General features: G+C 72.7%; 19 protein-coding genes. 6 read left to right on the plus strand and 13 right to left on the minus strand.

What is annotated here, in order from left to right:
- Positions 1-132: 132 nt before the first annotated feature.
- From PV789_RS18515 to PV789_RS18530, 4 genes are all read right to left on the minus strand, one after another.
- Entirely contained in the window at positions 133-924 is a 792-nt protein-coding gene (locus PV789_RS18515; protein WP_235432201.1) for an HAD-IIA family hydrolase, read from the minus strand.
- A 351-nt stretch (positions 925-1,275) separates the two neighbouring features.
- On the minus strand, positions 1,276-2,028 hold the full coding sequence (locus PV789_RS18520; protein ID WP_274973823.1) for an SCO1664 family protein: 753 nt from the start codon (positions 2,026-2,028) through the stop codon (positions 1,276-1,278).
- A gap of 58 nt (positions 2,029-2,086) precedes the next feature.
- The gene (locus tag PV789_RS18525) at positions 2,087-2,668 is read right to left on the minus strand and encodes a DUF3090 domain-containing protein (protein WP_274973824.1); all 582 of its coding nucleotides are present in this window, start codon (positions 2,666-2,668) and stop codon (positions 2,087-2,089) included.
- 274 nt (positions 2,669-2,942) lie between these two features.
- Positions 2,943-3,737: an MSMEG_4193 family putative phosphomutase gene (locus tag PV789_RS18530; protein ID WP_274973825.1), complete on the minus strand. Its 795-nt coding sequence runs from the start codon at positions 3,735-3,737 to the stop codon at positions 2,943-2,945.
- 232 nt (positions 3,738-3,969) lie between these two features.
- On the opposite strand from PV789_RS18530, the gene PV789_RS18535 reads away from it, so the two are divergent.
- Positions 3,970-4,923, plus strand: a complete 954-nt coding sequence (locus PV789_RS18535; RefSeq protein ID WP_274973826.1) for an aldo/keto reductase — start codon at positions 3,970-3,972, stop codon at positions 4,921-4,923.
- 407 nt (positions 4,924-5,330) lie between these two features.
- Here the strand turns inward: PV789_RS18535 and PV789_RS18540 are convergent, their stop codons facing one another.
- Positions 5,331-7,607, minus strand: coding sequence for an LLM class flavin-dependent oxidoreductase (locus PV789_RS18540; protein WP_274973827.1), 2,277 nt, complete (start codon positions 7,605-7,607; stop codon positions 5,331-5,333).
- 100 nt (positions 7,608-7,707) lie between these two features.
- Between PV789_RS18540 and PV789_RS18545 the strand changes: the two genes are divergently transcribed.
- Positions 7,708-8,373 (plus strand): MarR family winged helix-turn-helix transcriptional regulator, encoded by a 666-nt coding sequence (locus tag PV789_RS18545; RefSeq protein ID WP_274973828.1) that lies wholly within the window; start codon positions 7,708-7,710, stop codon positions 8,371-8,373.
- A gap of 387 nt (positions 8,374-8,760) precedes the next feature.
- Positions 8,761-10,845: a helix-hairpin-helix domain-containing protein gene (locus tag PV789_RS18550; protein WP_274973829.1), complete on the plus strand. Its 2,085-nt coding sequence runs from the start codon at positions 8,761-8,763 to the stop codon at positions 10,843-10,845.
- A gap of 45 nt (positions 10,846-10,890) precedes the next feature.
- On the opposite strand, the gene PV789_RS18555 is transcribed toward PV789_RS18550, so the two are convergent.
- The 7 genes from PV789_RS18555 to PV789_RS18585 form a co-directional block, all read right to left on the minus strand.
- Positions 10,891-11,919 (minus strand): IS3 family transposase, encoded by a 1,029-nt coding sequence (locus PV789_RS18555; RefSeq protein ID WP_274978173.1) that lies wholly within the window; start codon positions 11,917-11,919, stop codon positions 10,891-10,893.
- Positions 11,916-12,293, minus strand: a complete 378-nt coding sequence (locus PV789_RS18560) for a hypothetical protein (protein ID WP_274973830.1) — start codon at positions 12,291-12,293, stop codon at positions 11,916-11,918. The genes PV789_RS18555 and PV789_RS18560 overlap by 4 nt, the downstream gene beginning before the upstream one ends.
- Positions 12,294-12,694: 401 nt before the next feature.
- Positions 12,695-12,901, minus strand: coding sequence for a hypothetical protein (locus tag PV789_RS18565; RefSeq protein ID WP_212643791.1), 207 nt, complete (start codon positions 12,899-12,901; stop codon positions 12,695-12,697).
- Between the two features lie 138 nt (positions 12,902-13,039).
- Complete coding sequence (locus PV789_RS18570) at positions 13,040-13,213, minus strand: DUF397 domain-containing protein (protein ID WP_082166818.1); 174 nt, start codon at positions 13,211-13,213, stop codon at positions 13,040-13,042.
- A 3-nt stretch (positions 13,214-13,216) separates the two neighbouring features.
- Positions 13,217-13,396, minus strand: a complete 180-nt coding sequence (locus PV789_RS18575) for a DUF397 domain-containing protein (RefSeq protein WP_274973831.1) — start codon at positions 13,394-13,396, stop codon at positions 13,217-13,219.
- A 61-nt stretch (positions 13,397-13,457) separates the two neighbouring features.
- A complete protein-coding gene (locus tag PV789_RS18580) occupies positions 13,458-13,634 on the minus strand; it encodes a DUF397 domain-containing protein (protein WP_274973832.1) in 177 nt (58 codons plus the stop codon).
- Positions 13,627-14,445: a helix-turn-helix domain-containing protein gene (locus PV789_RS18585; RefSeq protein WP_274973833.1), complete on the minus strand. Its 819-nt coding sequence runs from the start codon at positions 14,443-14,445 to the stop codon at positions 13,627-13,629. Before PV789_RS18585 ends, PV789_RS18580 begins: the two co-directional genes overlap by 8 nt.
- A gap of 314 nt (positions 14,446-14,759) precedes the next feature.
- Here PV789_RS18585 and PV789_RS18590 point away from each other — a divergent pair, with 314 nt between their 5' ends.
- Positions 14,760-15,212 carry an ATP-binding protein gene (locus PV789_RS18590; RefSeq protein ID WP_274973834.1) on the plus strand — a complete coding sequence of 151 codons (453 nt, stop codon included), beginning with the start codon at positions 14,760-14,762 and terminating at the stop codon, positions 15,210-15,212.
- 203 nt (positions 15,213-15,415) lie between these two features.
- Positions 15,416-15,628, plus strand: coding sequence for a helix-turn-helix domain-containing protein (locus tag PV789_RS18595; protein ID WP_019608368.1), 213 nt, complete (start codon positions 15,416-15,418; stop codon positions 15,626-15,628).
- A 154-nt stretch (positions 15,629-15,782) separates the two neighbouring features.
- On the opposite strand, the gene PV789_RS18600 is transcribed toward PV789_RS18595, so the two are convergent.
- On the minus strand, positions 15,783-16,409 hold the full coding sequence (locus PV789_RS18600) for a TetR/AcrR family transcriptional regulator (RefSeq protein ID WP_274973835.1): 627 nt from the start codon (positions 16,407-16,409) through the stop codon (positions 15,783-15,785).
- Between the two features lie 63 nt (positions 16,410-16,472).
- On the opposite strand from PV789_RS18600, the gene PV789_RS18605 reads away from it, so the two are divergent.
- Entirely contained in the window at positions 16,473-17,939 is a 1,467-nt protein-coding gene (locus tag PV789_RS18605; RefSeq protein ID WP_274973836.1) for a serine hydrolase domain-containing protein, read from the plus strand.
- The last annotated feature ends 74 nt before the right edge of the window (positions 17,940-18,013 follow it).

Consider the following 18,013-nt stretch of genomic DNA (forward strand, 5'->3'; position numbering starts at 1 on the left):
GATCCTGATCGCAGTGCCGTCGTGGGCGCCCACGACGGCACTGCGATCAGGATCACCGAGGGAGAGCCGCGGGAGGGCGGCGTGCGCCCCTCCGCGGCGTCCCCGGCGCGGACACCGGTCCCGCTGGAAGCGCTAGTCCCGCTGGAAGGGGTCGCGGGTGATGCCCACCAGCTCTTTGACCGACCCGATCACACGGGTGGGGCGGTAGGGGAACTGCTCGGCGGTCTCGCGCTCGGAGATACCCGAGAGCACCAGCACGGTCTGCAGGCCCGCCTCCAGACCGCTGAGCACGTCGGTGTCCATCCGGTCGCCCACCATCAGGGTGTTCTCCGAGTGCGCGCCGATCCGGCGCAGCGCCGACCGCATCATCAGCGGGTTGGGCTTGCCCACGAAGTAGGGGCGGCGGCCGGTGGCCTTCTCGATCAGCGCGGCGACCGCACCCGTGGCGGGCAGCGGGCCCTCGGCGCTGGGACCGGTCTCGTCGGGGTTGGTGGCGATGAACCGCGCACCGCCGCGGACCAGCCGGATCGCGCGGGTTATGGCCTCGAAGCTGTAGGTGCGGGTCTCACCGAGCACCACGTAGTCGGGGTCGCGCTCGGTCATCACGTAGCCGACGTTGTGCAGGGCGGTGGTCAGGCCGGACTCGCCGACGACGTAGGCCGACCCGTTGGGGCGCTGGGTCTGGAGGAACTGGGCGGTGGCCAGGGCCGACGTCCAGATCGACTCCTCGGGGATGTCCAGGCCCGAGCTGAGCAGACGCGCGCGCAGATCGCGGGGGGTGTAGATGGAGTTGTTGGTCAACACCATGAACGGAATCCCGTTCTCGCGCAGCTCCGCGATGAGCTCGTCCGCGCCCGGGATGGGGTGCTGCTCGCGTACGAGCACGCCGTCCATGTCGAATAGGTAGTTCCACTCGTTGCTCACGTGCCCATTGTGCCGTCAGGGGCAAGGAGCACGCCATTCCCACCCCCTGGTAGGCGAGCACCCTCACACCGGTCCGGTCCCGGCCGCGGGCTCCTCCTCGGGGAAGCGCCCGTCCGGGCGCGGGGTGACCGGCCCTCCGGGCCCGGCCCGCAGGCGCTCGGACCCCGCCATGGGGTTCCCTCCCGCCGGTGCCGCCGGGTCCTACGACGTCCCCGGAACGGCTCGGGTTCGCGGCCGGGCGGGCGGGGTGCGGCCGTGGGAAGGCACGGCCGCGGGCGGTGGCAGGCCGGGGCCGCTCCTCCCGTGCGCGTCCCGCCGCGCACCGGGGCGGGCGGAAGGCCGCCACCGGACTCAGATCGGCGGCCAGGGCACCGCGGGCCAGTCCGGCGCCGGGTAGGGGTGGATGCCGTGCCGGATGAGCAGGTCCACCCGGCTGCGCACCGCGTAGGCCTCCGGTCCGGTCAGGTGCCGCTTCAACTCCTCGGACAGGGCGCTGTCCGCGTCGGCGAGCTGGTCGCGCACCGACCCCAGGGCCTCCAGGGCGTCCTGGGGCAGCGGCTGGCCCTGCCACTGCCACAGCACGGTGCGCAGCTTGTAGTCCTCCGCGAGGGAGACCCCGTGGTCGCAGCCGTACAGGTGGCCGCCGGGGGTGGGCAGCAGGTGGCCGATCTTGCGGTCGGAGTTGTTGATGACCGCGTCGAACACCGCCATGCGGCGCAGGTCGGTGTTGTCGGTCTCCCGCGCCAGGGCGATCAGGTCCACGGTGGCGTCGCCGTGCACCCACAGCTGCACCATGCCCTCGCCGAACGGGCCGTCGCGGTGCACGGTGGGCGGGACGATCCCCCAGCCCAGGGCTTCGGAGACGGCGTGGGCGCTCACCTCGCGCCCGGCCAGGGTCCCGTCGGGGAAGTCCCACAGCGGCCGCTCCCCCGCCACCGGCTTGTACACGCAGGCGGCCGAGTGCACGCCGTCGGAGACGGTGCAGTACAGGGTGGCGTTGGAGGCGGCAGTCAGCCGCCCCTCCACAGTGATCTCGCCGGTGCGGAGCAGGTCGAGCCCGACGGCCGGGCTGAGGCCGTCGAAGGCGTCGGCGGTGTCCCTCATCGCGGGCCCCCGGGTCTGCGCGCCCGGCGGCCCGCCGGTGGTGTGCTCATCGGCGTGCTCAGACGAGGCTGTCCGGTCGGTAGCCGTTCTGGCGTACGCAGATGTGGCCGTTGGGGTCGAGCGGGCGTCCGCACAGCGGGCAGTCCGGGCGTCCGGCGGCGACCACCTTCAGCGCGCGTCCGGCGAAGGAGCGCGCGGCGCCGGGGGTGAGGTAGACGCGCAGGACGTCGCGGTGGGCGGGGGCCTCCTCGGCGAAGACCTCCAGCTCCTCCTCGTCGTCCTCCAGCAGGTCCTCACCGGCGGTCTCGTCGATCTCCTGGGCCTCGATGATGACGCGGGCGGCCTCGGCGTCCCAGGCCAGGGCCAGGGTACCGACCCGGAAGTCCTGTTCGATGGGCTGCTCCAGGGGAGCGTCGTCCTCGGGTGGAGCGGTGTCCTCCGGCGGGGAGCCGAAGCGCCGGTGCACCTCTTCCAGTAGTTCCTCGATACGGGTGGCGAGCGCCTCGACCTGCGCCTTCTCCAGGACCACGCTGGTGATGCGCCCCTCGCCCACGGCTTGGAGGAAGAAGGTGCGGTCTCCCGGCTGGCCCACGGTCCCCGCGACGAACCGCTCCGGCGGATTGAACTGAAAGACGGGCATGCCAAGAACCTTACGGGATGCGGGCCTCCCGGTGCCAAACCTGCCGGACGCGCTGGTGGGCCCGGGTGGGGCCGAAGGGCCGGGCGCCGGGCGGGTGCGCGCCGCGCCGCGGTGCCGCGGCCTCGGCCATCGAGACCGCCGGTCCGTCCCCGCGGAGCGGGCCACCGCACCGGCCCCCGTGGGCCGCCGATGTCTCCCGGCGGCCCGCCGGGGCCGGGCGGGGGGGCAGGGTACCGGGAGATCCCTACGGCTCACCGGGCGGAAGGAGGAACCGTCAGGGGGCGTCGGCGGCGGCCTCCTGTGAGCCCGCGCCGCCTCCCACGGCCGCGTCGCCGCTGGCCTCGGCGGGGGTCGGCAGGCTCGCGGTCAGGCTTTCCCCCGTGTCATTGAGCTTGTTGAGGAAGGGACGGGTGCGCGTGTAGGTGATGGAGGTGACCGAACAGGGGTCCACCCGCAGCCGCTGGAACAGGTCCAGGTGCATGCCCAGGGCGTCGGCGACGACGGCCTTGATGATGTCGCCGTGGCTGCACACCACGTACACGGGCGGGTCCTGGGGCGCGGACGGGGCGCCCGGGGCCGGGTCCTGGGGCGGCGCCGTGAGCAGGCGGGCGTTCCAGTCGCGCACGGCCGCGACCGCGCGGGCCGAGGACTCGGCCAGGGCCTCCCCGCCGGGGAAGCGCGCGGCGCTGGGGTGGTCCTGCACCACGCGCCAGAGGGGTTCGTCGGACAGTTCGCCCAGGCCGCGGCCGGTCCAGGAGCCGTAGTCGCACTCCACGAAGCGCTCGTCGGTGGTGACGGGGACGCCGAGCTGCGCGGCGACGGCCTCGGCGGTCTCCTGGCAGCGTTCGAGCGGGCTGGAGACCAGGGCCGCCGGTCGCAGCCCTGTGAGCCGTCCGGCCAGGTGCGCGGCCTGGACCCGGCCGGTGTCGTTGAGGTGGACGCCCTCGGCGCGCCCCGCCAGGCGGGGGCCGGTGGCGTCGGTCATCCCGTGCCGGATGAGGAGGAGGGTGACCGCCTCGGGTGCGGGCGGTGGGGGCGGAGTGTCCTGGGGTGCTGCGGGTGTCGCCATGGTCACAGGGTAGGCCCGCGGCGGACGGGAGGGCAGGACCCCGGCCGCGGTCGCGGGAACGGTGTGCCGCGGCGGGCGCGGCGGATCCGGGCCACCAGGTTCGAGGAGCCCGTTCGCGGAGTCGGAACACGGGCGCGGGCGCGGCGAACGCGCCGGTCACGGCCGCGTCCGGGGGGAGCGGCGGAGGTGTGCCCGAAGGACGGCGTCGGACGGACGCGGTAATCTCCGCCGCATGGAACAGCGACAGGTGGGCAGATCAGGGCTCTGGGTCTCTCGTACCGCTCTCGGCACGATGACCTGGGGCAAGGACACCTCCGAGGAGGAGGCCGGGCAGCAGCTCACCGCGTTCGTCGACGCGGGCGGCACGCTCGTGGACACCGCGGACATCTACACCGGCGGCCAGAGCGAGCGGATCCTGGGACGCCTGCTGCGCGCCTCGGTGCGCCGCGAGGACGTGGTGGTGGCCACCAAGACCGGCCACACGCCCGACGGCTACCGGCCGGTGGACGCCTCCCGGCGGCACCTGCTGGCCTCCCTGGACGCCTCGCTGCGACGCCTGCAGACCGACTACGTGGACCTGTGGCAGCTCCACGTGTTCGACCCCTCCACGCCGCCCGAGGAGTCGCTGGCCGCGATGGAGGCGGCGGTGGCGGCGGGCAAGGCGCGCTACGTGGGCACGGGGAACCTGGAGTCGTGGCAGTTCGCGACCCTGGCCACCTGGCAGCGCGCGCGGCCCGGGAGCGTGCCCCTGGTGAGCGTGGGTACCGAGTACTCGTTGCTCAACCGGGGCGCCGACCACGGCCTGCGACCCGCCGCGGCGCTGTCCGGGGCCCACCTCATCGCCTGGTCTCCGCTGGGCCGCGGTGTGCTCACCGCCAAGTACCGCAACGGGACTCCGCCGGACTCGCGGGCGGCCTTCCCCCACATGGCGCCGTACGTGGAGCCCTACCTGGACGACCGCAGCCGCCGGGTGGTGGAGTCGGTGTGCACGGCGGCCGAGGGGCTGGGCGTGTCGCCGCTGGCGGTGGCGCTGAGCTGGGCGCGTGACCAGGAGGGCGTGGCCGCGGCGGTGGTCGGTCCGCGCACCCTCGCGCAGTTGGAGGAGATCCTGGGCGTGGAGGGCGTGGAGCTGCCGCCCAAGATCCGCGACGCGCTCGACGACGCCACGGCGCGCCCCGAGCGCTGACGCCCCTCCCCGTCGTCGGCGCTCCCTCGGCCCCTCCCCCGCCGGTGCTCCCCCGGGGTCCACGGAAACGGGGGCGCGACCGTCCCCGGCGGCTTCGGGGCGCTCTCTCCCCCGGGCCGCGCGAACCGGCGACGCCCGTGCGGTGACCGCGCCCGCCCCACCCGTGCGGTGCGCCCGCAAACGGTTTCACGGCGGGCAAGCCCACAGGCGGGCCCTCTCCACCCCGGATACCACGCGCGGGGAACGCGCGGAGCGGCACCGACCGGCGGCGACGCCCCGGCGCACGCGGACACGGGAGCCGCGCACATGGGGGACGCGATCCGGCGCCGAAGGGTCGGCCGTGGCCGCCCCCGGCGCACACGCGCGGGGGACGCCCCACCGGCCGTCCGGCTTCCGGCCGGGCCCGGTCAGCCCCGGGTCGCGGGCGGGATCGGGAAGTTCTTGTCGAACACGTTGCGCGGGTCGTACACGGCCTTGAGGGCCCGCAGCCTGTCCAGGGTGGGTTCGGGGAAGGCCTGCGCGAGCACCTCGGGCCCGGTACGGGTGTCGAAGCTCAGGTACATGCCCTCCAGGTGCTTGTCCAGGTCCGCCCACCACTGGTCCATGCGCGCGGCGCTCCGGGTCGCCGTCATGGCCGCCAGCACGAAGTTCTGCGACCGGTGGGCGTAGGCGGTGGCGTCGGCCGCCAGGTCGTTGACCGCGCCGCCCACCTGTCTGAGCTGCATGAACATGACGTCGCCCGAGGTGAGCAGCCCGGCCAGGCCCTCGGCCGCGTCCGGGGTGACGTGGTGCAGCAGACCCGAGCGCGCCTCGGGCAGGCCGTGGCCCTGGTGGGGCCCGTCGGGGCGGACCAGGATCGCGGAGTAGGGCGCGAGCTGGGCGCGCTGCTCCAGGACTGGGCCCACGGACAGGAAGGGCTCCAGCGCCCGCACGGCCAGGTCGGTGTCCTCCCCGGCGTAGACCACCATGGCCTGCGCCGCCGGGCCGCGCCCGCCGCGCGCGGGGCCGGTGGTGAGGAAGGCGGTGACCTCGCGCGGCGCGGCCTCGGCGACCTCGCCCCAGGCCCGCAGGAAGGCGGCGGTGTCGGTCGCGTCGTAGACGAACTGGCCGAGGACCACGTCGCGCACCGGGGCGGCCGTGGCCTCGACGGCGGTGAGCACGCCGAAGTTGGCGCCCGCGCCGCGCATGGCCCAGAACAGGTCGGGGTGGTGGTCGGCGTCGGCGCGCACGAGCGTTCCGTCCGCGGTGACCACCTCGACGGCGGTGACGTTGTCGATGGTCAGGCCGTGGGCGCGGGACATGTAGCCCACGCCGCCGGTGGTGGCCAGGCCCCCGACGCCCACTCCCCCGTGGTCGCCCGAGCTGAGCGCCAGGCCGTGGAGGGCGAGGGTGTCGGCGACATCGCCCCAGCGGGCGCCGGCGCCGAGCCGGACCAGGCCGGAGTCCGCGTCCAGCACCTCGGCGCCGTTCATCCGCGACAGGTCCACGACGACGCCGCCGTCGCCGGTGGAGCGTCCGCTGATGCCGTGGCCGCCGCTGCGCACGTGCAGGTCGGCGTCCTGGGCACGGGCGTGGGCGAGGGCCTCGGCGACCTCCTCGGCGCTGCCGGGGCGCAGGACCAGACCCGGTGAGCCCTTCTGCATGTAGCCGTGGCGGACGCGGGCGTAGGCGCGGTCGCCGGGTTCGACGGCGTGCTCGCGCAGGCTCTCGGGGACGCCGTCGTAGTCGATGCCCGAACGGCGCGCGGCCAGGGAGGCTGCGGCGCGGGCCGGTCCGGTGTCGGTGCCCGCGTCGGCGCGTTCGCGGTCCACGGCCTCGCGCAGGGCGGGGGCGACCTCGGCGCCGAAGGTCTGGATGGTGCGCGGGTCGTCGGTGCCCACGATGAACGTGGAGTAGCCGTGGTCGAGGACCAGGGGCAGCAGGTCGTCCACCCACTGCTCGGGCGGGCCCTGGAGGAAGTCCTTCCCGGTGGGCAGGAACGCGATCTGGGCGAGGTTGAGCATGCGGCGGACCTGGCGGGGGTCGCGCCCGGCGGCATGCGCGGCCTCGTCGATGGTCCGATGGGCTCCGGCCATGTCCTCCAGCTTGAGGTAGCCCAGGCTGGGCAGCCAGCCGTCCGCCTTGGCGCCGACCAGGCGCAGCATGCGGGGCTTGTATGCGCCCAGGCTGATGCCGATCTCGTGGGCGGGGGCGGGGCCGCGCTTCATGCCGCGCACGCGGTGGTGCTCCCCGTCGACGCGGACGCCGCCGCGGGCGTCGGTGTCCCAGGCGGCGCGGATGACGTCGATGCCCTCGCTGAGCGCGTCGACGGCCTGGCGCGGGGTTAGGCGCTTGCCGCCCATGCCCTCGATGCCGTCCCAGAACGCTCCGGCGCCCAGGGCGAGTTCGAAGCGGCCGTGGGAGAGCAGGTCGAGGCTGGCGGCGGAACGGGCGAGCATCGCGGGCGGGCGCAGGGGCAGGTTGAGGACGTTGGCCGACACGCTCAGGCGCGTGGTGCGCGCGGCCACCCAGCTCAGCAGGGTCCAGGTGTCGAGGAAGCCGGGGTTGTAGGGGTGGTCCTGGAAGGTGGCCAGGTCGAGTCCGGCCGCCTCGGTGAGTTCGGCGAGCGCGACGGTGCGGTCGGGGTCCTGCGCCGCGGGTGTGATGAAGGTGCCGAACCTCAGGGGGTGTCCGTAGTCGGGCATTGGGTTCTCTCCTCGGGAGGAAGCCGGAACTAGTTTGTCGAATCAACGATATTGGCAACAACTTATCTTGTGTGCCACCTATTCCTGGTAGCCTCGGAGCATGGCACTCCCCACTCCGAAGCCCGGCCGGACCCCGGCAGGAAACGCGGACCCGGACACGGGCACGGCCGCCGACACGGGCGCGGCACCGGAAGCGGGCACGGCCTCGGGCGCGGAACCGGCTCCGGGGCAGGACACCAACCTGGGGTGGTCGCTGGCCGTGCTCCTGCGCCGGTGGCACGAGCGGGTGGAGGCGGTCCTGGACGACGTTCCGCACGGCAGCCGGGGCTACCACGTGCTCACCGCGGTCTCACTCGACGAGCCCCCCACCCAGGCGGCCCTGGCCGAGCGGCTGCTCATCGACCGCAGCGTGATGACCTACCTCCTCGACGACCTGGAGGAGGCCGACCTCGTGCGGCGCCGGGTGGACCCCGGCGACCGGCGGGTGCGGCGGGTGTGCGCCACCGCCCACGGCCACGAGGTGCTGGCCTCGCTCAGCGAACGCGTGCGTGAGGCGGAGGAGCACATCCTGACGGGACTCGACGCGCCCGCGCGCGAGCTGTTCCGCCGGATCGCCCAGCACGCGGCCGACGCCGTCCAGGAGTCCTCCCCCACGACCGACCCGTGCGCGGCCGTGCGCCAGGTCGCCGGTCCGGACGCCCCGGTCGGGAAACAGGGGAAACGGGAGGGGCGGCGCGGGCGCGGGAACCGGGCGAAGCGGGAGTAGCGGGCGGGCCGGGGGCGCTCCCGGACTCGGAGAGGCTCCGGAACGCGTCCGGAAGGTATGCCGGGTTCGGGCGACGGCGGGCGGACGGGGAGCGCGGCAACGGGCAACCGGGGCGGGCGGCGGCAGACGACCGGGGTACGTGGTGGCGAGCAGTCAGGATGGGCGGCAGCAGGCGGCCGGTGTGGATGGTGGCGGGCAGCCGGAACGGGCCACGTCAGGCGTCAGGGTGCGTGGTAGCGGGTAGCCGGAGCGGGCGGCGGCGGGCGACCGGAGTGCATGGTGGCGGGCATCGGCGGGCAGACGGCCGGAAGCGGGAACCGAGCGTCGTCGCCAGTCGATAGGCTCCCCCAGAGTCCGTGAACCGTATGACGAGGGGAACCGCCCGAGGTGTCCGAGGCAGAACAGGTCAGTGCCGTCCTTGACCGGATGGGCGCGCCGGGCGCCCTGGCGCCCCGGCTGCTGGGCGTGCTGGGGCCGGGGGCCGCAGCCGCGCTGGACGCGAACCCGTGGCTGCTGCTGCGCCTGCCGCAGGTGACCCCGGAGCAGGCCGACTTCTGCGCCCGCAGGCACCTGGGCGAGGGCGCGCGGCCCGGCGACCCCCGGCGACTGGCGGCGCTCACCGGGCACGTGCTGCGCATGTCCGCCGCGCGCGGGCACACCGTGGTCGAGGAGAAGAAGCTGGCCTCGGTCGTGGGCGGGTTCGGGGTGGCCGATCCGGCCGCCGCGCTGGAGGCGGCCGTGGCCGACGGGAGCGCGGTGGTGCTGGAGAGCACCGATGAGGACGACGACGAGGATTTCGACTTCAGTGAGGGCAAGGTCCCGGACCTGCCCGACACCGAACTGTTCTACGCGCTGCCCGAGGTGGGGCACGCCGAACAGCGGCTGGGCGAACAGCTGCTGCGGCTGATCGGCGGCAACGAGCCGATCATGGACTCGGTGACCGCGGGCGAGACGGTGGACGCGGCCGTGGAACAGGGCGGGTTCACCATTTCGGATCGCACACGCGAGGCCCTGGTGACGGCGACCCTGCGCCCGGTGACGGTGCTGCGGCACGGCCCCGGCGACGCCGCGGAGATCGCGCGGGCGCTGGTGTGCCTGGAGGCGATCGCCACCGACAGCCAGGTGGGAATCGCGGTGGCGGCGCCGACCGCGCAGGCCGCGGCGGCCGTCAACGCCGACCTGGCGCGGGTCCGCGGGGAGCGGGCCGCGGCCGGGGGTACGGAGGGGACGCGGGCTTCCGGGGATACCGGAGGGGCGCCGGAGGCCGGGGCCGGGAGCGGGGCCGCCGAGGAGACCCGGGGTGCTGAGGAGGCCGAAGCGGCGCAGGGGGCTGAGGGCGCTGAGGCGGCCTCGGACGCGCAGGGGACTCCGGAGACACAAGAAGCTTCGGAGGCACAGGAGACCCCGGCGACGCAGGGGGCTCCGGACGCGCAGGGGTCCGAAGAGGCTGACGAAGCGCAGGAGGACCGGGAGCAGCCGGAACAGCGGAGCCAGCAGGTACAGCAGGGCCAGGCGGGACAGCAGGGCCAGCAGGGGCCCGGCGATGACGTTCAGTCCCCCGTACGGGCGGTGTCGCTGCCCGCGCTGCTGGCGCAGGCGCCGCTGAAGGCCGGTCTGGTCGTGCTGTGCGAGGCGATGTCGGTGGGCGCGGCCCGTGCCGCCGAACTAGCTTCGGTGTGCGCGGACGACGCCCACCTGGTGCTGCTGGCCGACCCGAACCAGGCGCCGTCGGCCACGCCGGGCCAGGTGGTGGTGGACATCGCCGCTTCGCGGACCGCGCACGTGGCCGAGGTGGCCGACGAGGACGCCCCGGGGCCGATCGCGGAACTGGCGGCGGGCGTGGCCTCGGGCGGGGTTCCCGAGGTGGAGGCGCCCGGACGCGAGGTGGTGCGGGTTCCGGCGGCGTCGGCCGAGGAGGCGGCGCACCGGGTGGTGCAGCTGGTGACGGACTCGATTCCGCGCGCGTTGGGGATCGGGGCCGAGCACGTGCAGGTGGTGACCGCGCGGGAGGACGGCCCGGCCGGTGCGCGTGCGGTCAACGCCGCGTGCAAGGAGAGGCTGAACCCGGGGCCTGGTGCGCACGGCGGGTTCGACGTGGGCGACCGGGTGCTGTTCGCGGCGGAGGGTCCCGGTTACGGGCCCGGTGACACCGGTCATCTGCGCGGGGTGGACGGCGGTGCCGTGGTGGAGCTGGTCGGCGGCGGTCGGGTGAAGGTGACCGACCCGGCGGCGCTGCGCCCGGGCTGGGCGGTGACGGTGGCCGCCGCGCACGGGGGCCGGTGGCCCGCCGTGGTGGCGGTGTTCCCGCCGGAGGTGCCGGTGTCGCGGCCGCAGGTGTACACGGCGCTGACCCGCGCGACGCGGCACGTGTCGCTGGTGGACGCGACCGGTGGCGGGCTGGAGACCGGTGTGCGGGAGACCGCGGCGAAGGAGCGGACGACCCGCCTGGTGAGGATTCTGCGCGAGGGGTAGGCCCGCGGTTCGGAACTTGTCAAGTCAAATGAGACGGTGACCTGGTCAAACGTTCTGTGGCGTGTGGTCCCGGCGGTGGGCTGGATCGTTGATCCACACGGTCTCGGGAACCTGGGGCGGTCGCGGTGGACGCGAGAACCGCTCCGGACGGGCGGCATAGGCCTGGGCCAGGGTGGCGGCCCGCTGGTCGCGGACCTGAGCGGCCGTACCGAAGTGCACCGAGGCCGGGGTGTGGTAACCGATCCCTGAATGGCGGTGCTCGTGGTTGTAGTAGGCCATGAACCCGTCCAACCACTGGCGGGCGTGTGCCAGGGAAGCGAACCGGTCCGGGTAGTCCGACGTGTACTTGAGGGTTTTGAACTGCGCTTCTGAGTATGGGTTGTCGTTGGACTGCTTGGGGCGAGAGTGCGAGCGCTCGATGCCCAGGTCCAACAACAGTTGGGAGACCTCCTTGGAGGTCATCGCCGCACCCCGGTCAGCGTGCAGCACTGCCGGGGCGATGCTGCTGGCCTTGGCCAGATCCGCGATCAGCTCCGCGGCCCGCTTGCCGGACTCGGCTCGCTCCACGGTGTGCGCGGCCACGTAGCGCGAGTAGATGTCGATGATGACGTAGGCGTGGAAGTACTCGCCCCGCCCAGGTCCTTTGAGGCGGGTGATGTCCCAGGTGAAGACCTGCCCGGGCCCGTCCGCCCGTAACTCGGGGACCGTCTTGGGCGGGTGGGTGGCCGTGCGGCGGCGCTCTCCGGTCTGGCCGTGTTCGCGCAGGATCCGGTACATGGTGGAGACCGAGCAGTGGTAGCGGCCCTCGTCGAGTTCGCGGGCCCAGATCTGGGCGGGTGGTAACTCGGCGTAGGCGGGGCTGTTCATCAGCTCCAGGATCGCGGCGCGCTCGGCGCTGGTCAGGGTTGAGGGCGGTGGTGTGCGCGGGGCTGGTTTCTTGGGCTCGGGCGGGTTGAGGCGGCGGTGGTGGGTGGCGCGGGAGCGCCCCAGGAGCTGGCAGGCCCTGACGATGCCGGTGTGGGGGCGCAGGTCTTGGACCGCCTGGTGCAGGACGGGTTCGAGGTGCTCGTTCAGTCCGCGCTCTTGGAGAGTGCCTGCAAGAGCGCGGAGGCTTTTCCCATGACCTCCAGGGCGTGGTCGCGTTCGGCCACGTCCTTCTCCAGTTTGGCGACCCGGGTGCGCAGCCGTTCGGCCTCGGCTTGGGCGGGGTGCTTCTTGGCCCGTGTGGGTGAGGTGCGCCTGTCGGTGAGGTTTTCCAGGGCGCCGGCGTCGCGGGCGTTGCGCCACTCGATGATGTGGGAGTGGTAGAGGCGTTCACGGCGCAGCAGGGCGGCGCGTTCGGCTCCGGTGGCGCACGCGTCGTGCTCGGCGATGATGCGCAGCTTGTACTGGGCGGAGAAGGTCCGGCGTTGGGGTTTGGCTGCGGGGTTGGTGTTCTGGCTGGTCATACGGGTGATGCTCCCCTGTTGGTCTCTGCCTGCCTAAACGGACATGAAGGGATGTTTCATCCCAATCTGGCAGAGAGGGGTTCGGGAAGCACGCGCCCCGCGCACGCGGGGATGGTTCCGATCGAGCCGGGTCGGAGTGCGGCGGTTTCCCAACGCTCCCCGGGCACGCGGAGGCGGTCGTCCACAGGCGGAAGCCGGGGGTTGGCGGCGGGTGGGAAGGCCAGCCAGACTGGATTCGGGGGCGCGTTACGCACCTGCGCGGAGCGAGCACTCCCCCGAATCGAGCGTAGCCCGCCCGTCCGGCACCGCACCAGACCGCTCTTCGCCCTGTGGACAACCTGCGGTCCCGCGCACGCGGGGGAGGGTCCCGATCAAGCCCAGTCCGTCGGCGCGGGGCGTCGTCATCCCATCTGGCCGGGGTACTTGACGGCTCGGGCGACGACTTTCGCGTACCGGTCGGCCTGCTCGTCGGTGTGCGCGTACATGATGATCGTGTCGGAGCCGCGGGACCGGACCTCCCAGACCGCCCCCGTGCCGTGGGCGCCGGGTGGCAGGTTGGTGAAGAGGACGTCGGGATAGCGGGAGGACAGTTCCTCGTGAGTAGCCATGGTGGACACCGTAGCCAGGTGTGGCCGGTTGCTGGCCCGGTTTGGCGGTGTATGCGTGGCTGGTGCGGAGCGGGTGACGGGTGGGAAACAGAAACCGGCCCTGCCCAGGCGCGGGCAGGACCGGATAGAGGTACTTCGCTACCGGACGCGCACTGCGGCCAGTAGTGCTGTCCACTCCGAGGCCTCGGCCGACAGATGGCCCAGCTCCCGGTTCTGGGTGTCACGAACGTGGGTGGTAGGCCCTTCCGCGACCTCTACGCAGTGACCGCCGCCGCCGTCACTGAAGGAGGACTTGTGCCAGTCAGACTTCACGACTCATCCCTTCGTGACAGCGAGAACGGCGGCCCACTCCTGACGAGCGAACGTCAGATGCCCCTGGTTCCGATTCTGAGTGTCACGCACGTCCGAACCAGCCTTGTGCTCGCGGGTCTCAACGCAGTTGCCCCCGTTGGCGCTGTAGCTGGACTTGTGCCATGGACTGTTCTCGCTGCTCATCACAGACCTTTCATGCTCACATGAAGGATTTCGAGGAACCGTCGAGGAGACAGGGCTCCGGCTACCAACCGCGCACAGCCGCGAGCAAGGCCGTCCACTCGGAAGCCTGGGCAGACAGGTAGCCCAGCTCCCGGTTATGGGTGTCCCGAACCAGTGTCTCAGAGCCCTCGCTAACCTCGACGCAGTTCCCGCTTCCGCTGCTGTAGCTGGCTGTGTGCCATGCGCGCTCTTCAGTCATCGTCCACCAACTCTCGCAACATCCGGAGCGTCGCAGCCTCCGAAAGGGCCTCTCCCTGGAGAAGCCCGAAGCTCGTCACACACTCCTGGTACCGATCCATATCGCTGATGACCACCTCCCCAGTCATGTACTCCGCAGATGCCACGGCGGGCTCGTCGGGGAAGGTGTACAGCCGGAAAGCCCCACCACTTCCGTAGTGGCGTCCCGTGTCCCGGGGGATGATCTGAACCCGTACTTTACCGCTCTCCATCTCGCGGAGGACGCGCTGCACCTGCTCATGCAGTAGCTCAGGGCCTCGGTTTCCAACTCGCTGATGAAACACCGCCTCAGCGATGAGGAAAAGCACCAGTGGCCGGGGCTCATCACCCAGGATGCGCTGCCGGGCCATGCGCCCCTGCACGAGTTGGTCGATCGAAGACGAAGCCATCCCGGGGAAGATGTCTTCGAAGACCGCGCGAGCGTACTCCTCAGTCTGGAGCAAGCCGGGAAACACGAGCGGTTGAAAGTCTCTGATCTGGGTGGCTGCGGACTCCAGCTCAGGCAACTCCGCAAAACGGAACGGAGTTTTCACCTGACGGCTGGCTTTCTCCCACTCCTCAGCGATGCGCCCTCCGGCTTTCAGGGCTTCGTCCATCTTGTTGACGTACTTCTCATCGAGCTTCCGAGCGCCGGTCTCCCACGAGGAGTAACAGTTCCCCACAACGCCGATCACCTTGGCGATGTCGACTTGCAGCAGGCCAAGGGCATCGCGGTGCTTCCGCATCTGCTTCCCGAAGTGCTTCCACGCGGGGTCGGGGGGTCGCTTCGTCACGTGTTCCTCCATGACTTCACTGGGAGAAACATATTACGCAGGTTTTTCTCCCCCTGGGAGGAGCCTTCTGTGGAACCTCCAATCACACGACGGTTTTGCGAAGTCTCTTGAACTGGCCACTTCACTGAGAGATCGTGTGGCCACGGAGAACCGGTTGTGGAATCCGGAGGATTCTTCACACTGCACCGTGAAAGGCCTGTGGTGTGAAGAAAGCCCTTAAATATGACACACCGGCCAAGAAGAAGCCCCGGCGGTCGAAGTCGAGAGCGACCGCCGAGGCAAGGCGCTCCACCCCGAAAGCCCCGAGGTGAAACATGCAAAAGTCTACCGTTCCGCCCATCCCGCTTCCACGCCGACTGTGCGGAACCGCCACCAACTCAGGCATTCTGCTCGGCCCCGAACTCGGCCACGTCAAGATCGCCCGCCGCTGGGCCGTCCAGGCCACCCGCTCTCGCCCCAGCCTGGCCGAACCCGTCAGCATCGCCGTCTCCGAGATGACCACCAACGCCCTGCGCCACTCGGCGTCCGGGCTTCCCGGCGGCAGCATCCGCGTGGAGATCGAACGCACCGCGCGCCACCTCGAACTCCGCGTCACCGACAACGGACCCCGCCCCGGAGAACGACCCAGCTTCCCGGCCTTGCCCAGCCCCGAGCCCCTGCGCCCCAGCGGCAACGGACTGCGCCTGGTCGAGGCCCTGTGCTCCTACTGGGACTGGAAGCAGCACTCCTGCGGCGCGATCACCGTCCGCGCCGTCTTCCCCTGGTGACCCACCCTTCCCCGTGAGCACTCAGCGCTCCATGCTCCGCACCACCCGACCTGCCCCCCGGGCCGGTGCGGACGAGCCGATGCGAAGAGCACCAGCCCGAAGCCCCGCCCTCCCCTTCCCCGGGAGGGCGGGGCCACCCCACCAGCCACCCGCACAACACTCAGCACCGAGTACCGACCCCCCGAAGACACGGAAAGCCCCTCATGCCCGACTACAGCTACCTCCTCGACGGCCGCCCCGACGTCCTCACCCCCAGCGAAGTCGCCGCCCTGTTCAACATCCGCCCCCGCAGCCTCCACCGAGGCCAATGGGACAACGTCCTCAAACCCTTCCGCACCCCCGGCGGAGCACGCCGCTACCCCAAAGAACACATCGCCACCCTCCTCAACCAGCCAGACCCCCCGACCTCCCCCTGAACACGCGCGAACACATCCAGAACCACACGCGAGGACATCGACAACGCGTCCGTGGGGAGGCGAACTGCGCACACGCCTGGGGTACTCGGGCCGCTCCGACCCTCCCGGAGGCGACACCGCCACCGCGGCCGGGAACGCGGCCGAGGTCGGCGGTTCAGCGCGCGTACTGGCGGCACTCTCCCGTGAACACCGAGCCCAGTTCCGCGCGCAACGCCTCCCGGGCTCGCTCGGCGGCTCCCGACCCTCCCCGGTAGACCTGGGTGGCCAGCCCCTCGGCCAGGGCGGCGACGCGGGAGGCGGACGCGGCGGCGTCCACGTCCGCCTCCACCTCACCGCACTCCACACCGTTGCGCACCGCCCGGGCGATCTCGGCGTGCAGTGCGTCCGCGGTGCGCGCGTCCACCTCGGCCAGGGCCGGGTTCTCCAGGGCCCGTCCGGCGAAGACGCGGATCACCCGGAACTCCGCCCGGCGGGGTTCGTCCAGGGGCAGGTGCTCGGCCAGCGCGGCCAGCAGGATCTCGGCAATGGTCCTCTCGTGCCGGACCCCCTCACCGACGACGTCCGCGACGCGGGTGGCGACGGCCGTGCTGACCCGCTCGAACGCGTGCAGCAGCATGTCGTCCTTGGACGGGAAGTAGTGCTGCACGAGCCCGACGGAGATCCCCGCGCGCGCGGCCGTGCGGGCCACGGTCACGGCGTCCAGCCCCCGTTCGGCGATCAGCTCGCACACGGCACCGGTGATCTGCGTGCGCCTCTGGGCGTGGTCTGCGGTTCTCGGCACCGGATAACCGTATCATGGTACGGTCATAATTGTATAGGCATACGGTTATCGAAAGGCCCCCTCATGCCCCTCCCCCTCACGCACGTCCCCCTCGCCCTGCTGCTCGCCCTGTCCCCCGTGGTCACAGCACCACCGGACGACCCGGCTCCCGCCGACCCCGCCGGGATGGACGCCTACGTCCAAGAACGCATGGCGGCCACCGACACCCCCGGGCTGGCCTACGCCGTGGTCGGCCCCGGGGGCGTCGAGCACCAGGGGACCTTCGGCGTGGACGGCGACGGCGCCCCGGTGGACGAGCACACCCCGTTCCTGTGGGGGTCGGTGGCCAAGCCCGTGACCGCCACCGCCGCACTGGTCCTGGCCCGGGAGGGTCGACTGGACCTGGACGCCCCGGTCGAGGAGTACCTGCCGGTCTTCGCGGAGTTCGGCGCCGACCCCACCGTGCGCGACCTGCTCACCCAGACCTCGGGGCTCACCGGGCGCACCGCCGCCGCCACCAGCGACCTGTACGGCGAGCGGGCCCCGGACCTGGATGCGCGGGTGGCACGCGCCTCCGTCTCGGAGCCGGGGACCCCGGGCACGCACGAGTACAGCAGCGCGAACTACCTCGTGCTGGGCGCCGTCATGGAGGAGGTGACCGGCGACTTCCGCGGGTACCTGCGCGAGAGCGTCCTGGAACCGGTGGGGATGGACGGCGTCTTCGCCAGCGCGGCCCAGGCGCGGGAGGCCGGGCTGAGCCCGGGGCACCGCACGCTGTGGGGCGTGCCGGTGGCCGACGCCGACGGCGTGGACGACGAGGGGGCCGCCTACGGCTACCTGGGCGGGGACGTCACCGACCTGGCCGCGTTCGCGCGGGCGCAGGTGGCGGCTGAGCCGCCCGTGCTGGACGCCGCCGCGCTGGAGCGGGCCCGCACGGGGCTGGTCCCGGTCCCCGGCTCGGCGCAGGAGTACGGCCTGGGCTGGCGCGACACTGCCCTGTCCGACCTGGGTGAGCCGATCGTCTTCCACGGCGGTTCGACCCCGGGGTACGCGGCGATCGTGGTGGTGCTGCCCCAGCGGGGGCGGGCGGTGGTGGTCCTCCAGAACACCTACGACATGCTGCGCGACAACGGAATCCAGGCGGTCGCCTTCGGGCTGGCCCACATGCTCGCGGGCGGGGACTCCCCCTCCTCCCCCGGCACCGACCCGCTGTACCTGGCTTCGGTGTGGGCGCCCAGCGCCGCCGCGGCGGCGCTGGGCGCGGGCGCCGTGGCGGCCGTGCGGGTGCGGCGGCCCCGCCGGTGGGCGACCGCGCTGTGGTCGGCCCTGGGGATCGTCGCGGTGTCCGCCGCGGTGGGGGTGGCGGCGAGCCACGGCCCGCGCCCGGCCCTGACGTGGCTTCCCGACGTGACGGCGGCGACGCTGGCGGCGGGCGGGCTCGGCGCGGCCGTCGTGGTCCTGCGCCTGCTGGCGCACCGGCGCGGCGACCGCGCACGGGCCTGGTCTCCGGGATCACGGGCCGGGGCTGCGCCTGGTGGGGGGCTCCGCTGATGTCCCTGGCCTGATCCCCGGGATCGCGGGCAGGGGCCGGTTAGGCCCCCGGCCCCCAGCCCCCGGCCCCCGGT

The sequence above is a fragment of the Nocardiopsis camelliae genome, assembly GCF_028993595.1.
Taxonomy (GTDB): Bacteria; Actinomycetota; Actinomycetes; order Streptosporangiales; family Streptosporangiaceae; genus Nocardiopsis; species Nocardiopsis dassonvillei.

What these genes read in the sequence shown, in the direction of transcription:
- PV789_RS18520 (WP_274973823.1), bottom strand. Translation starts at nt 2,028, where the DNA reads ATGAGGGACACCGCCGACGCCTTCGACGGCCTCAGCCCGGCCGTCGGG.
- PV789_RS18525 (WP_274973824.1), bottom strand. Translation starts at nt 2,668, where the DNA reads ATGCCCGTCTTTCAGTTCAATCCGCCGGAGCGGTTCGTCGCGGGGACC.
- PV789_RS18530 (WP_274973825.1), bottom strand. Translation starts at nt 3,737, where the DNA reads ATGGCGACACCCGCAGCACCCCAGGACACTCCGCCCCCACCGCCCGCA.
- PV789_RS18535 (WP_274973826.1), top strand. Translation starts at nt 3,970, where the DNA reads ATGGAACAGCGACAGGTGGGCAGATCAGGGCTCTGGGTCTCTCGTACC.
- PV789_RS18540 (WP_274973827.1), bottom strand. Translation starts at nt 7,607, where the DNA reads ATGCCCGACTACGGACACCCCCTGAGGTTCGGCACCTTCATCACACCC.
- PV789_RS18545 (WP_274973828.1), top strand. Translation starts at nt 7,708, where the DNA reads ATGGCACTCCCCACTCCGAAGCCCGGCCGGACCCCGGCAGGAAACGCG.
- PV789_RS18560 (WP_274973830.1), bottom strand. Translation starts at nt 12,293, where the DNA reads ATGACCAGCCAGAACACCAACCCCGCAGCCAAACCCCAACGCCGGACC.
- PV789_RS18565 (WP_212643791.1), bottom strand. Translation starts at nt 12,901, where the DNA reads ATGGCTACTCACGAGGAACTGTCCTCCCGCTATCCCGACGTCCTCTTC.
- PV789_RS18575 (WP_274973831.1), bottom strand. Translation starts at nt 13,396, where the DNA reads ATGAGCAGCGAGAACAGTCCATGGCACAAGTCCAGCTACAGCGCCAAC.
- PV789_RS18580 (WP_274973832.1), bottom strand. Translation starts at nt 13,634, where the DNA reads ATGACTGAAGAGCGCGCATGGCACACAGCCAGCTACAGCAGCGGAAGC.
- PV789_RS18590 (WP_274973834.1), top strand. Translation starts at nt 14,760, where the DNA reads ATGCAAAAGTCTACCGTTCCGCCCATCCCGCTTCCACGCCGACTGTGC.
- PV789_RS18595 (WP_019608368.1), top strand. Translation starts at nt 15,416, where the DNA reads ATGCCCGACTACAGCTACCTCCTCGACGGCCGCCCCGACGTCCTCACC.
- PV789_RS18605 (WP_274973836.1), top strand. Translation starts at nt 16,473, where the DNA reads ATGCCCCTCCCCCTCACGCACGTCCCCCTCGCCCTGCTGCTCGCCCTG.